Annotated in this window: 14 protein-coding genes; 1 reads left to right on the top strand and 13 read right to left on the bottom strand. The window is 39.8% G+C overall.

From position 1 onward, the window contains the following. Positions 1-28: 28 nt before the first annotated feature. On the bottom strand, positions 29-1,702 hold the full coding sequence (locus AC3B6D_RS03565; protein WP_489774923.1) for a DAK2 domain-containing protein: 1,674 nt from the start codon (positions 1,700-1,702) through the stop codon (positions 29-31). 16 nt (positions 1,703-1,718) lie between these two features. Continuing rightward, positions 1,719-2,084 (bottom strand): Asp23/Gls24 family envelope stress response protein, encoded by a 366-nt coding sequence (locus AC3B6D_RS03560; protein ID WP_489757518.1) that lies wholly within the window; start codon positions 2,082-2,084, stop codon positions 1,719-1,721. A 189-nt stretch (positions 2,085-2,273) separates the two neighbouring features. Between AC3B6D_RS03560 and rpmB the strand changes: the two genes are divergently transcribed. Further along, the gene (gene rpmB, locus AC3B6D_RS03555) at positions 2,274-2,459 is read left to right on the top strand and encodes a 50S ribosomal protein L28 (RefSeq protein WP_489757517.1); all 186 of its coding nucleotides are present in this window, start codon (positions 2,274-2,276) and stop codon (positions 2,457-2,459) included. A 101-nt stretch (positions 2,460-2,560) separates the two neighbouring features. On the opposite strand, the gene AC3B6D_RS03550 is transcribed toward rpmB, so the two are convergent. From AC3B6D_RS03550 to recN, 11 genes are all read right to left on the bottom strand, one after another. After that, positions 2,561-3,196, bottom strand: a complete 636-nt coding sequence (locus AC3B6D_RS03550; protein WP_489774922.1) for a thiamine diphosphokinase — start codon at positions 3,194-3,196, stop codon at positions 2,561-2,563. Further along, a complete protein-coding gene (gene rpe, locus AC3B6D_RS03545) occupies positions 3,193-3,855 on the bottom strand; it encodes a ribulose-phosphate 3-epimerase (protein WP_489774921.1) in 663 nt (220 codons plus the stop codon). The genes AC3B6D_RS03550 and rpe overlap by 4 nt, the downstream gene beginning before the upstream one ends. A gap of 4 nt (positions 3,856-3,859) precedes the next feature. Further along, complete coding sequence (gene rsgA, locus AC3B6D_RS03540; protein ID WP_489757514.1) at positions 3,860-4,738, bottom strand: ribosome small subunit-dependent GTPase A; 879 nt, start codon at positions 4,736-4,738, stop codon at positions 3,860-3,862. Between the two features lies 1 nt (position 4,739). Next, entirely contained in the window at positions 4,740-6,713 is a 1,974-nt protein-coding gene (gene pknB / locus AC3B6D_RS03535; protein ID WP_489774920.1) for a Stk1 family PASTA domain-containing Ser/Thr kinase, read from the bottom strand. After that, positions 6,706-7,464, bottom strand: a complete 759-nt coding sequence (locus AC3B6D_RS03530) for a Stp1/IreP family PP2C-type Ser/Thr phosphatase (protein ID WP_489774919.1) — start codon at positions 7,462-7,464, stop codon at positions 6,706-6,708. Before AC3B6D_RS03530 ends, pknB begins: the two co-directional genes overlap by 8 nt. A gap of 3 nt (positions 7,465-7,467) precedes the next feature. Beyond that, the gene (gene rsmB, locus AC3B6D_RS03525; RefSeq protein WP_489774918.1) at positions 7,468-8,802 is read right to left on the bottom strand and encodes a 16S rRNA (cytosine(967)-C(5))-methyltransferase RsmB; all 1,335 of its coding nucleotides are present in this window, start codon (positions 8,800-8,802) and stop codon (positions 7,468-7,470) included. Then, the gene (gene fmt / locus AC3B6D_RS03520) at positions 8,786-9,727 is read right to left on the bottom strand and encodes a methionyl-tRNA formyltransferase (protein ID WP_489774917.1); all 942 of its coding nucleotides are present in this window, start codon (positions 9,725-9,727) and stop codon (positions 8,786-8,788) included. Before fmt ends, rsmB begins: the two co-directional genes overlap by 17 nt. A 3-nt stretch (positions 9,728-9,730) precedes the next feature. Then, positions 9,731-12,115 (bottom strand): primosomal protein N', encoded by a 2,385-nt coding sequence (gene priA, locus AC3B6D_RS03515; RefSeq protein WP_489774916.1) that lies wholly within the window; start codon positions 12,113-12,115, stop codon positions 9,731-9,733. Between the two features lie 56 nt (positions 12,116-12,171). Further along, complete coding sequence (gene rpoZ, locus AC3B6D_RS03510; protein ID WP_489757508.1) at positions 12,172-12,456, bottom strand: DNA-directed RNA polymerase subunit omega; 285 nt, start codon at positions 12,454-12,456, stop codon at positions 12,172-12,174. A gap of 1 nt (position 12,457) precedes the next feature. After that, complete coding sequence (gmk, locus tag AC3B6D_RS03505; protein WP_489774915.1) at positions 12,458-13,075, bottom strand: guanylate kinase; 618 nt, start codon at positions 13,073-13,075, stop codon at positions 12,458-12,460. 91 nt (positions 13,076-13,166) lie between these two features. After that, positions 13,167-14,846, bottom strand: a complete 1,680-nt coding sequence (recN, locus tag AC3B6D_RS03500) for a DNA repair protein RecN (protein ID WP_489774914.1) — start codon at positions 14,844-14,846, stop codon at positions 13,167-13,169. Between the last annotated feature and the right edge of the window lie 4 nt (positions 14,847-14,850).

Here is a 14,850-nt window from a genome sequence, read left to right as displayed (position 1 = left end):
CCAATTATTCACAGCCTCAATGATCTCTTTATTCAACAGCAATCAAATACGGATACACGGGTTGATCGCCCTCATGAATTTCAACTTCTAATTCACTAAAATCATTCGTAATAGCTTCCGCAATTTGTTGGGCACTGTCATTATTTCCTTGTGCGCCCACTAAAATAGTCACTACTTCACTATCTTCATCCACCATTTTAGCCACCATCTGGCGGGCTACTGTAAGTGAATCAGTGCCACTAACGACAATATCGCCATCAACCAGTCCGATCAAATCTGCTTTTTTAATTGTTAAGTCACCAATGACACTATCGCGCACAGCTGTTGTAATCTGACCACTCTTAACTGTAGTTAACACTTCAGTCATGTTAGCTTCGTTGTCTGTTAAATCTGCGGTTGGATCAAAAGCTAACATGGCCGTCATTCCTTGAGCAATTGATTTACTGGCCACAATTGCCGTTGGTAAATTAACTTCTTGGCAAGCTTGTTGGGCAGCCATGACGATATTACCATTATTTGGTAAAACAATAACTTGTTTGGCATTACTATTCTCAATAGCCTGAATAATATCTTGCGTTGAAGGATTCATCGTTTGACCACCGCTAATAACAGTAGTCACGCCTAAACTGCGAAACAGTTTTTGTAGACCATTACCGGAAGCCACAGCAATAACTGCATAATCGACTGGCTCGGTCGCTACCGGAGTTTGTGCAGTGTCATTTTCAATAATGGTTTCGTGTTGAATCCGCATATTGTCGATTTTAACTTTAGCTAACGCGCCAAATTGCCGACCATAGGTAAAGACTTTTTGGGGATGCTGTGTGTGCACATGAACTTTCACCACTTCATCATCGGCAACCACTAATAGTGAATCGCCAATTTCGCCTAATGTATTGCGAAATTGTTCGTAATCAAATTGTTGGTCAGTAGTTGGTTGAACCCCTAATTGAACCATCATTTCGGTACAAAAACCGTTCACAATATCTTCATTATTAAACTGCGTTTGCACTGATTGATGATGGGCTGCATTTAACATTTCATCCATTTCAGTAGCATCAGGTTGGTGAATATTACTATCATTAACTTCGCCACCTAAAGCTTGTAAAAAGCCTTCATAGATAAAGACCAAGCCTTGGCCTCCCGAATCGACTACGCCAACTTCTTTTAATACTGGCAATAAATCCGGCGTTTTAGCCAGCGCCTTTTTAGCTCCTTGTAAGGCTGCAGCCATCACTGTTTCCACATCGCTTGCTGTTGCACTCACCTGTTGGGCCTGTTCACTAGCTCCTCTAGCAACTGTCAAAATCGTGCCTTCGACTGGTTTCATCACGGCTTTATAAGCCGTCTGCACACCATCAGCGAACGCTTGGGCTAAATCTTGGGGCGTTAAAACTGGCTTCGCCTCAATGCTTTTACTAAAACCACGGAAAATTTGGGATGTAATCACTCCCGAATTGCCCCGTGCGCCCATCAACAATCCTTTGGCTAAGACTTGACCTAATTCACCAACGTGCTTCGTATCGGCTTCATTAACTGCTTTATAGCCTGATTTAAATGTTAAGTCCATATTGGTTCCGGTATCGCCATCAGGTACCGGAAAAACATTTAAAGAATTCACAAATTGAGCATTCTGACCTAAACGGTGTGCTCCCATGCGAATCATATCGACAAATTCTTGTGCCGTAATTCTTTCAACAGACAATGAATTTTTCCTCCAATTAATCCTCTTCTAAAATCTTAATTCCTTGCACGTAAACATTAACTTGCGCTGTCGGTGCACCTAACATTGTTTCTAAATTGTATTTAACTTTGCTCTGGACATTACGACAAACTTCAGAAATTTTCACGCCGTAACCAACAATTATATATACATCAACTACGGTTTGATTTTCCTGTTGGCGCACAACTACCCCACGTGTGTAATTTTCGCGATTTAAAATCTCATTGACGCCATCACGTAACTGATTTTTACTAGCCATCCCGACGATACCGTAAATATCAGTCGCAGCACAGCCGACAATCGAAGCAATGACTTCATTAGAGACATCTACTTGTCCATATTTTGTTTGAATAGTTACTGCCAAAGTCTAACACCCCGCTTTATAATCTCTTTTAACAATTAAATTTTATCATAGCAAAGCTATAAAAAACAGCTATCTACAAAACTGTCAAGTATTTTTCCTTGAATTAGAACTTGCTTTCTCAATAGGTAAATGATAACATGTTTAAAGTATTCTGTTATAGAAAGTATATAGGACAAGGAGGTTTGTCCCATGGCTAAAGATATTATTACTGGACGCAAGACCAGTTTTGGCAACAAACGTTCTCATGCTTTGAATTCATCACGACGTGCATGGAAAGCTAATTTGCAAAAAGTCCGGATTTTAGTTGATGGTAAACCCAAACGTGTTTGGGTTTCAACTCGCGCTTTGAAGTCTGGTAAAGTGACTCGTGTCTAATAATTAAAATAAAAAAGCTGTCCAACTTGGGCAGTTTTTTTATTTTAGTTTTATTCGGACAATTCAAATCCGGCACGTGATTACCAGACAGCAACTATTAATTAATCGTGGCACTGGATCACAGCCATCAAACCACTGGTAAAGCCAAATTCCACTACCACCCCCACAAATTCATTACTGGACAACGAAACGGGGCGCGTTAAATTAGTTGGTTTTAAGGGATACTTGGCATCTTTAATCCAAAAATGTTTGACAGGTACTAAATTATAGAAACCTAGATACTTATCTTGTGTCCAATTTTGAATTTGATAAGTTCCGGGAGCAAAATAGGTGATAACATTTTGGTTATCAATCAGCCGTAATTTTTGGGCATCTTGTGGTTGAAAATCTAACGGTAAACAAAGATTAACCAGCTCATGATCGATGCGCCCACCAGTCGCACCGTAAATATCTACTTGACGCGCATGTAAATCTCGCAAAGCGATTTTCACCGCTGCTTGAGAATCCGTAAAATCTTTTTCGGGTTTAGCATATCTTAAATCAGCAACTTGCGCTTCTAGCCAATTTCTTTCCACTCTCGTTAAAGAGTCATAATCACCCACGCCAATTTGGGGAACAATATTATTGGCTAATAACGTAATATTTCCATGATCGGCGCCCACCCAAGGACCAGTAATCTCTGACAAATTCAGTGGTAAATTATAGGAACTGCCTAACATTACATTAACTTTATTCATTTAACTAATGCCTGTCGTAGATTTTGCATTTGTTGCTCAATATTGTGATCAAACACGTATGAGCCGGCTACGAACGTATCGGCTCCTGCTTGCTGACACAATTGAATAGTGTGATCATTAATTCCACCATCCACTTCAAGGGTATAAGTATAATCCGCATTTTGGTGCCGTAATGTCTGTAATTGCTGTAACTTATTAGTCATGGCAGTTAAAAATTTTTGGCCACCAAATCCTGGATTAACAGTCATCACCAAGACATTATCTACTAAAGAAAGTAATGGCGTCACACTTGCCACAGCAGTGCCAGGATTTAACACAATGCCCGCCTTTAAACCTGCTGCTTTGACCTGCTGCACTAAACTATAAATATGAACCGTACTCTCCACGTGAATATTTAACAAACAATTAGGAATTTGGAGTAACTGGTCAAAATAATTACCAGGGTACTGCACCATCAAATGCACATCTAATGGTAAATCAGTCATGGTCCGAATAGCTTGCACCATATCGGGACCAAACGTCAAATGTGGAACAAAGGCACCATCCATTAAATCAATATGAAACATATCTGCTCCAGCCGCAATCGCCTGGTTTAAATCCGTTTGTAAAGCTAACAAATTGGCACTTAAAATCGAAGGTGCAATTACATAATTAGTCATTGGACTACCTCTTTTTTTTAGGAGTTTTTTGATAAACTGGTCGGCGTTGTGCTAACTCTGCTTGAAATTGACAATAATTTTGATACCGACTGTGCAAAATTTCACCTGTCGCCACGGCTTGTTGTACAGCGCAACCAGGTTCTTTTAGATGAAGACAACTGCGATACTTGCAATTACCTTGAAAATGTTGAAAATCAACAAACAATTGGGGAAGTTGCTCTTTAGTCAAGTCTTGAAATTGTAGTGCAGAAAAACCGGGTGTATCGGCAACTAATCCTCCCGCAAATGGATATAAAGTTACTAAGCGGGTTGTATGTTTCCCCCGATTCAAACTATTAGAAATTGCGGCCGTTTTTAATTTTAATTGCGGCAGCATTTGATTCAATAACGTAGATTTTCCCACACCCGTTTGGCCCGTTAAGACCGTTTCACAATTGGTTAACGCGGTATTTAACTGCGGCAAAGTGTCGTGCGTAAAGATTGGATAATGCCAACTTTGATAATAATCAATAATCGGTTGTAAAGCAATTAATTGCTTTTTAGTCGCCAAATCGGTCTTACTGAGATAAATTAAAGGTTTAATTTTTTGTAACTGCAAGTTAACTAAGAAGCGATCTAATAAATTAGTCGAAAAATCTGGCTGAACAACCGACATGACAATCAAAGCTTGATCAATATTGGCAATGAGTGGACGCACGATTTCATTTTTTCGCGGATGAATTTTTAGTAAATACTGTTCTTCAAAATCAACAACATCACCCACAATCGGTTTGATCTTTTGTTGGCGAAAATTGCCGCGAGCACGAGTGGTAACTACTTGACCGGTTGGTAATTGTACTTCATAAAAGCCGCTATTAGATTTAATAATTTTTCCTGTTTGCATATTAATTGCCTGTTACTGTCTGTGAATCAATCGTTTGACCGTCACGTTCAATACTATATTGTCCACTTTGTCCTTTATTCAGTTGTAAATTGATTGTTACGGGAGTATCAGCAGTAATATTCAATGTTTGATAAACATCATTAATATTATGATTGAGATCTTGAACATGAATTTTTACCACATTAGTACCATTATTAGTTTGTGCATTAAACGGCACCGTCACGGTCCGGGAAACATTTTGAACATTATCCGTTGGTGTCGCATCATCATTGGCAGTCGATCGAGCTTGTGGCGGATTATTGACGACATTATTACCACCACTAGACACGCTGATAATTAAATCACTCCCCCGCATCACTCGCGTACCCGCGACGGGACTTTGCGAAATAACTAAGCCCTTGTCCACGCTCTCTGAAGCAACTGTCTTCACCACTAAGTGTAACCCGGACTCATTAGCGTAATCTTGCGCTCCCCGCAAATTATAACCTGTCAAATCTTTCACAGTAACCCCAGTATTTTTAATTCCTAAAGAAATTGTTAAGTGAATGACCCGATTTTGTGCGGTTTTGCGTTTAGTAGCTCTGGGAGTTTGCTTAATGACCTTACCCGCAGGCACTGTCTTGGAATAACGATTTTTCCGCTGAACTTTAAATCCTGCTTGGTGTAATCTTTTTTTAGCCGCATAATAATTCCAGCCTTGCACATTAGGTAAGCTTTTTTTGACGGGACCGGTACTTTGAATTAATTTAACTTTCGTTCCGGTTTTGAGATGGCTACCCTGCGGAGGAATGGAGCTAATGACATTTTGAGTACGAATCGTGTTACTCGTTTTCTTAGTGATCGTCCCAACTTTTAAGCTAGAGTTATTCAGCACTGCCCGTGCTTGATTAAGACTCAAATCACGAACATCCGGCACCGTCACTTCTTTGCGATTATACCAAAAAACAAAACCGATGATAATAATTAGTATTACCAGTAGCACTATTAACCACCGCCGGTGATGCTTTTTTTTAACTACTGGCTTTTTCTGGTCAGACGTTAAATCAGATTGCGGATTAACACTAGGAGCAGTAGTTTGTTCATGAACATTCGATAAAACCTTCGTCTCTTCAGTATTGATCGGTTCAGGAATAAAAGGCTGTTCATTTTTTCGATCAGCATTTAAGCTTGTCTCTAAATCTTGGGCCATTTCACTAACGGTTGCATACCGCTGGCTGGGAACCTTGGCAGTCGCTTTTAAAACTACATTAGCCAACGGCTGGGGAATAGTGGCATCAATTCGACATAAATTCGGCATCGGTTCATTAAAATGTTTAGCCGCTACGGCCATCGAGGTTTCAGCGTCAAACGGCAAGCGCCCTGTTAACATTTCAAATAAAATAATCCCTAACGAATAGATATCGGACTGAACCGTTGCCTGAGCCCCGCGCACTCGTTCGGGAGCCATGTAATGAACCGAACCGATGGTGGCATCCGATTGTGTAATCGACTGCTCGCCTAAAGATAAAGCAATACCAAAGTCGCCCACTTTCGCATGACCTTGCGAAGTAATAAAAACGTTTTGTGGCTTTAAATCGCGATGAATAATTCCGTGTTGATGCGCAACGGCAACTCCTTGCAAAATCTCCGCCATAAAACTTAAAATTTGTGGCTGACTAATAGGAAAGTTTTGCCGCAGATATTTTTTTAGACTTGGGCCCTTGACATACTCCATCACAATATAGGGGAAACTTTCATCACCAATATCTAAAATGTTGACAATATAAGGACTAGATAATTCACTCATGGCTCGTGATTCGCGTTGAAATCGTTGTCGAAATTGTTGATTATCCGTCAAGTCCAAACGTAAACTTTTTAATGCTACGCGGCGATGTAAAAAAGTATCTTCTGCCAGATAAACATTGGACATCCCGCCTTCACCTAAGGTGTCCAAAATTAGATAGCGGTCAGCAATTAAGTCCCCCTTATTAATCATTGGAGTTCACCTCAGCATGACCAGCAGCCATATCAATTACTAAAGCGGTAATGTTATCTAAACCGCCTGCTTGATTAGCACGCTGAATCAATAAGTCACACTTGGCTTGAGGTGATAGATTTTGTTCCAAAATTTGTTGAATTTGTTGATCAGACAACATATTGGTTAAGCCATCACTGCATAACAAAATCTGCGCGTCAGTTGGCAAATCAAAAAAACCAAAGGTTGGTTTGACATCGGTGGAGACACCCAAACTTTGGGTAATAATATTTTTATTAGGTGAATTGCGGGCCTGTTCTGGGGTTATTTCGCCAGCTACCAGCAATTCATTGACCAATGAATGATCAAAACTGACTTGTCGCAGATGTTTTTGCATTAATAAATAACAACGACTATCGCCAACATTAAAAACCGCCAATTGTTGAGGTAAAACAAATGCCCCCACAATCGTCGTGCCCATACCATTTAATTCGACGTGTTCGCTAGCCGTTGTGACCACGCGCTGATTTTCCTGAATCAAAAAACTTTCCGTCCATTGCGCCAGCTGGCGAATATCCCGCATTTGGTTTTTTTCAAATGCCGTCTTAAAATGTCGAATAACCATATTAGAAGCCACGTCACCACCCCGATGACCGCCCATGCCATCAGCCACCAAAGCCAAAACGACACCTTGTTGATTTTGATAAACCTGCACATCATCTTGATTAGTTTTGCGTTGTTGACCAATATCCGTTGTAAATGCAATTTGCATACTTTACTTCACCCTTTTTAAACAAGCAATAAAAAAGCCGTCAGTTTGATAATCGTCTGGATAAATTTTTAACATTTGATTGCTTAAAGCTAACTTCTTTTGTGTGGTAACTGGTACTAATTCAAACTGCGGTTGATCCGCTAAAAACTGCTCAATCACTTGTTGATTTTCCTGATCAAAAATCGTACATGTACTATAAACTAAATAACCATTAACTTTCAATAATGGCGCTACTGCCGTTAAAATATTGCGCTGAATTTGTGCTAAATGTAAAACATCACTTAATTGGCGACCATAGCGAATTTCTGGTTTGCGGCGCATCAATCCAAATCCTGAACACGGTGCATCAACTAAAATCCGGTCAAAACTAGCTGCCGCAAATTCTTGGCCAGCTTTGCGCGCATCCAAGGCTCGGGTTTGAATTAACTGTTGCACCCCTAAGCGTTGCGCATTATTTTGAATTAACCGTAATTTTTTTTGATGAATGTCTAAGGCCACAATCTGTCCTTTTTGCCCTAAGAAGCTCGCCAAATGTGTGGTTTTACCACCGGGAGCGGCGCAGGCATCAAGAATTCGATTATCCGGTGCAACTTTTAAAGCTGGTGCAACTAACATTGAGCTTTCATCTTGAATCGTACAAAAACCTTGTTGAAACCATTTTGTGCCAGCACCAAATCCATGTTCTGCCACTAAAGCATCTTCACTGACGGGACTCGGTTTGACTGACAAACCTTCAGTTTGTAATTGCTGTTGCAATTTTGCTCGCGAAATTTTAGCTGAATTAACCCGCAACGATAGCTTCGGTGGTTGGTTCAAACTGGCTAGCAATGTCCGGGTTTTATCCAACCCAACTTGCTGTTGCAACTGTTCAATAATCCATTGGGGCACACTATATTGAATAGCTAATTGTGCTAATGGCGCTAAATCTGCTAGAGAACGCCAGCCATTGCGTAACAAATTCCGTAATACTGCTGTGACCAATTTGGATAAACCTAAGTTGCCTTGAACCTTAGCCAGTTGCGTTGCCTCAAATAAAATAGCGTGATTAGGAATTCGATCTAAATATTTTAATTGATAAACCGCCACCCGCAAATCATTTTTGACCCACGGAACTAATTTTTTTCCACGTAAATATGGTGCTAATTCATAATCTAACGTGAGTTTATGCTGCAAAACGCCATACACTAACTGACTCAATAAGCGTTGATCAGCATCATTGAACTGTTGTTGCTTTAGTGCTTGATTAATTAGTTGGTTGGAATAACCCGCATTATCAAAGACTTTAGTTAGAATTTGTATCGCTATCGCGCGAACACTGTGCTTAATTGATTGCGTCACCTACTTGAAGATCCTTTCCTTGACCATTTAAATATGAACTAATAGTCATCAATTTCTTACCTGCGGGTTGCACTTGTTCCAAATAAATAATGGAATTATTGCCTGCCGCCAAACCCAGTTGATGCTTATTGCGGACAACAATGGTTCCTGGCGCCGCAGTAGTGGTTTGATCACTTAAAGCTGTTTGGTAAACTTTAACACGTTGCCCGTGGACCAAGAGATAGGCTACTGGGTCAGGATTTAATCCCCGCACTTGGCGATCAATTTCTAATGCTGAATGTTGCAAATCAATTTGTTCTTCAGCTGGCTTTAAATTAGGCGTAATTGTTACTTGAGATTCATCTTGTGGCACACGCGAATTCGTGTGATTAATAACTTGTGGAAGTGTTTTTAATAATAAATCTCGACCAATGACGGCTAATTTAGCGAATAACGAACCCGCTGTATCTTGGTTCGTAATGGGCAACTGTTCTTGGCTAATAATATCACCTGCGTCCATCTTCGCAACCATATACATAATCGTAATTCCGGTTATCTGATCACCATTCATAATCGCCCGCTGAATTGGCGCACCACCACGATTATGTGGTAAGAGTGATCCGTGAACATTAATCGCAGCAATTTTCGCTGCCTGTAATAACTTAGTAGGTAAAAATTGGCCAAAAGCAGCGGTAATAATCAAGTCTGGTTGCAGAGCAATCAATTGATCCAATTCTGCACTGTGACTAAGTTTTTGAGGTTGCACGATCGGTAAATCATGCTGCAAAGCATATTGTTTCACTGGCGAAAATTCCAATTTTTTCTTGCGACCCACCTGGCGGTCTGGTTGCGTCACAACAGCACTAATTTCATAATTTTCTTTTAGCAGACCGGCCAAAATCGTCACTGCAAAGTCGGGGGTTCCCATAAAAATAATTTTTGTCATATTCTACTCCAATTGCTGAGGTTCATGATCAATGGCTACTAAAAAACCTTGGCGATGATCAATTTGAACACTATTCATAATTTGATTTAATTTTTTAAATAAAGCGGCATTTTTACGATATTTAATAACAATCTGATAATAGTAATGGTTATCAATCCGGCCAATTGCTGGCTGTGTAGGTCCTAATAACTGTTCACGCTGCAGCAGTAGCGGTTTTAACTGCTTAGCTATATTATAAGCCATCTTTAAAGCGGCTGCTTGAGATTTATGTGAAATACTAATCTTGATTAAATAAAAATATGGTGGATAACCAGCCTGATGTCGAAAAACCATTTCCCGCTGGTAAAACTGCTCATAATTTTGTTGCGCAGCTAATTGAATGGCATAATGATCCGGATTATAACTCTGAATCAGTACTCGGCCTGCTTTGTGAGCACGACCGGCGCGACCACTAACTTGCGTTAATAATTGAAAAGTCCGTTCACTAGCACGAAAATCACTCGTCGCTAGACCCGTATCCGCATTAATCACTCCTACCAAAGTTACATTAGGAAAATCCAAACCTTTAGCAATCATTTGTGTCCCGAGTAAAATATCACCATGTTGTTCAAATTCACTTAACAAACGCTGATGAGCACCCTTTTTATTAGTTGTATCATTATCCATGCGAATAATTCGGGCCTGCGGCCACAATTCTGCTAATTCTTGTTCCACCTTTTGGGTTCCAGTTCCATCAAATTTTAATTTTTTGCTACCACATTGCGGACAACTTTGATAAATTGGTTCCTGATAACCACAATAATGGCACAATAACCGGTGCTCTTTTAAATGAACTGTCAATGAAATATCACAATTAGGACAATTAGGTACGAAACCACATTGACGACAAAGTAAATAAGCGGCAAACCCGCGCCGATTTAACAGTAAAATGGTTTGTTGATGCTGTAATAAATTAGTTTGCACTGCTTGCAGTAACGGTTTTGATAAGTCTAAATACTTGGACAATTGCTGTGAGTCTCTTAAATCAACAATTTGCACAGGTGGTAACGGTTGATCATGAACTCGCTTAGTTAAGCGTACCAAATTATAAACTTTTTTTTGCCCCCGAGCTCGCGACTCTAAACTGGGAGTTGCACTGCCCAAAACCACGGGACAATGATGATACTCCCCACGCCAGAGCGCCACATCCCGTGCATGATAGCGGGGATTATCTGACTGCTTATAACTAGCTTCATGCTCTTCATCAATAATAATAATGCCAATGTTTGTTAGAGGTGCAAACACTGCTGAACGAGCTCCGACAACTACTTGAGCAGTTCCATCTTGAATTCTTTGCCATTCATCATACCGTTCGCCTTGTGACAAACCACTATGCAAAACTGCGGTTTGCTGCCCAAAACGCTCTTGTACTCGTTGCACCATTTGTGGAGTCAGTGCAATTTCTGGGACTAACATTAATGCGGTTTTACCTTGTTGTAAATAATATTGAATTAGTTGCAGATAAACTTCAGTTTTACCGCTACCAGTAACTCCCTCCAGCAAGGTAGGTTTAATTGGACCTTGAATAATCTGTTCTACAGCTTGTTTTTGTTCAGGGGTTAATTGTTTCGGAGTAGTTCTTTGAACTGCTAAAGTTTGCGGCTGCCGCCGTAAAAGTACCTGATCTTTATCAAACCAACCTTTTTTTAAGGCCGCATTAATCGTTGCATTACTTATTTGGTAATCATGTTGCAGCTGACGATAACTAAAAAATTGCTGCTCACTATCCACAAATAGTTGTAATAATTTGCGCTGTTGGGTTGCTCTCGGTGTTAATTGTTTCAGCAAAGCTGCATAATCAAGCGGGCGCCGTTTTAAAACTAATTGAGTTAAATGATGTGCTTGATTCTTTAAACGATATTGTATTTGAATTAAGCCTTGCTGTTGCCAAAGAATTAATTGTTTTTGGTTGGCTGGTGTTAACTGTGTATTTAAAGCTAATACTGGTTTTTGGTTAAACAAATCTGAGTTAGTCACAATAGGGTCTAACGAAACGGCCAATTTTTGTGTTTTAGAGCGCATAACGTTAGGTAACATTGTCTGTAAACAAGAAATCCGAAAAGCAAACGTATTTTGCGCCAACCATTCGGACAATTGTAATAATTCTGTATTTAAAACTGGTTTTAAATCAAAAACTGCCACAATCTGCTTAACTTTACCCGTAAACGCACTTTCTGCTTGAACTGCCAGAACAAAGCCCTGCACTAATCGTCCTGAACGTCCAAACGGAACACTTACACGCATTCCGGGCAAAACTAACCCTTGCCAAGCAGGTGGTATTAAATAGTCAAATGTATGGTCAGTTTGCTTAGTGGGTACATCGACAATTACTTGAGCATACAAGCACACTTCACTCCCATCAACTATTAAAAAACTCCATCAGAGTTCATCTGAATGGAGTAGCATTACATTCCCTTTTTAAAATCTTCTAAACGTTCATGTTCAGCTTCTTCCAGATAATCAATCCGCTCTGCACTACGTTCACTAAGAATTGATTGCGGATCAACTTTAATTTTATTATCCGCAATTTCTTCCAAAGCTTTACCAACTGAACGTGGAGACTCATAACTACTTAACATCTCCACATCACCATCATCAATTTCATGCGCCCGCTTGGCCGACAAAACAGCCAAAGAATAACGCGAATTAACCTGCTCTAATAATTTATCAATTGAGGGATAAGAAATCATTTTAGTTAGCTCCAATCATTTTTTTATAACTACCAATCACTCGAGGCACTCGTAAGTGCTCACTACGAACAATCTGTTCAATCCGCTGGACAGCTTTGGGAACTTCGTCATTAACTACTGCATAATCATAGTTTGACATCATTTTAATTTCCTGTCTAGCTTTTTCCATTCTCTTATCAATCGTTGTCTGATCTTCAGAACCACGATTGATAATCCGACTCCGTAAACTAGCTAAGTCGGGCGGCGTCAAAAAAATAAATACCCCATCCGGCATCTTTTGGCGAACCTGCATGGCACCATTGACTTCAATTTCCAAAAAAACATCAATTCCAGCATTTAAAGTTTGTTGAACATAACTTAATGGTGTTCCGTAATAATGATCAACGTACTTCGCGTACTCTAGCATACCGCCGTTAGCGATTTCTGCTTCAAACTCCTCATTGGTTCGAAAAAAGTAATCAACGCCTTCCTGTTCACCGGCACGCTTTTCGCGAGTAGTCATCGAAACTGAATACTTAAATTGAATTGCCGAATCTTGTAAAATTGCCTTACGCACAGTCCCTTTACCTACTCCTGACGGACCGGACAGCACAATTAACATACCTTTTCCTGAAGCCATATAAACATCCTTTTACTTTAATAATCACGAATTATTTTACTTAACATAATGCACCATTTTCAGTTCTTTTTCAAGGGGGTGCTAGTTCTCGTTAAATTTTTTGTGCTAAGGTCAATAACTCGGCCGCATGTTGACGCGTAATTGCCGTGACTTTGGTTCCCTCTAACATTTGTGCAATGATTTCAATGCGTTGATTGTACGTTAATGACTCAACCGTCGTGGTTGTTTGATCAGCTTGCACTTGTTTTTGTACCAAATATTGGTGAACACTATTGGCAGCCACCTGCGGTAAATGCGTAATACATAAGACTTGCAACGTTTGTGATAACTGGCGCATTTGATCACCAATCGCTTGCGCCACACGCCCACTAACTCCAGTATCTATTTCATCAAAGACCAATGTTTCTACATGTTGATAGCGCGCTAAAATTGTTTTAAGTGCTAACATAATTCGCGCCAATTCCCCACCGGAAGCAATTTTAGCCAATGGTTTTAGACCTTCTCCAGGATTAGTTTGCAAATAAAATTCAACTAATTGATTCCCCTGAAGCGTAAAATCCTGTGGTGTAAATTGAACTTTAAACAGCGTATTTTCCATATACATGGCCTGTAATTGTTTCATCACTTGTTTAGTTAACTGATGAGCTGCTTGTTGGCGATTTTGATTTAAAACCGCCGCTTGTTGCTGAAGAGTCTGCCGCAATGATTGCAGCTGTGTTTGCAACTTTTGTGGATCAACCAGCTGGGCTTGTAACTGCGTTAACTGTTGTTGTGCGTGTTCACCAAATTGCAAAATATCCGAAATATTAGTTCCATATTTTTGTTCTAAGTTATGAATTAATTGCAAGCGTTCTTCGGTCGCTTGTAATTTTTGTGGATCAAAATCCTGTTCATCTAGCTGTCGAGCTAACTGTTCTTGACTATCTTGTAAATCATAGTAAGCACCGGACAATTCTTGCTCTATTTCGGAAAAATTGGTACTTAAGTCGCTAATAGTTTGCATCTCTTGCACGGCTTGATTCAACTGATCAAGCAAATTACGTTCACCGCCGGCTAATAACTGATAAGTATTATTCAAAGCCGTATTAATTTTCTCAAAATTAGCCAATTGCTGCTCTTGAGCTAATAACTCTTCTTCTTCACCAGGCTGTAGCTGTGCAGCGGTAATTTCTTTAATTTGGAACTGGAGCATATCTATTTGTTGGGCACGTTGTTGTTGATTTTGCTGTAAATCTTGATACTGCTGTTGTAATTGTTGATACTTTTGATAAGTATGTTGGTATTGTTTTAAACTCGTTAGTGTTGCAGAACCACCGAATTGATCTAACAAATGTACATGACTATGGGGATTCAATAGTTGCTGACTTTGATTTTGACCACTAATATCTACTAAATATTGCCCCAATTGTTTTAAGGTAGTTACTGGCACTAACTGATCATTAATACGACAAACATTGCGCCCGTTTTGGTGCAACTCGCGTTTCACAATTAAACTATGCTCACTAAAATCCAAACCAAGGTTTTGACAAAAATTGGCGATAACTGCCTGGTTATCCGGTTCAATTGTAAACATACCTTGAACTAACGCCTTATCAGCACCGTGACGCACATATTCGCTCAAACCACGTTGCCCAATTAATAATCCTAATGCATCAATAATAATGGACTTGCCGGCTCCTGTTTCACCAGTTAATGCCGTCAATCCTTGATGAAAATGAACATCTATCCGCTTAATAATCGCAAAATCTTGAATAATTAACTCTTGCAACATTTGG

Source organism: Bombilactobacillus sp. ESL1097 (assembly GCF_058107205.1).
The sequence above is the reverse complement of the archived record's forward strand: the minus strand, read 5'-3'. Positions and strand labels throughout refer to the sequence as shown.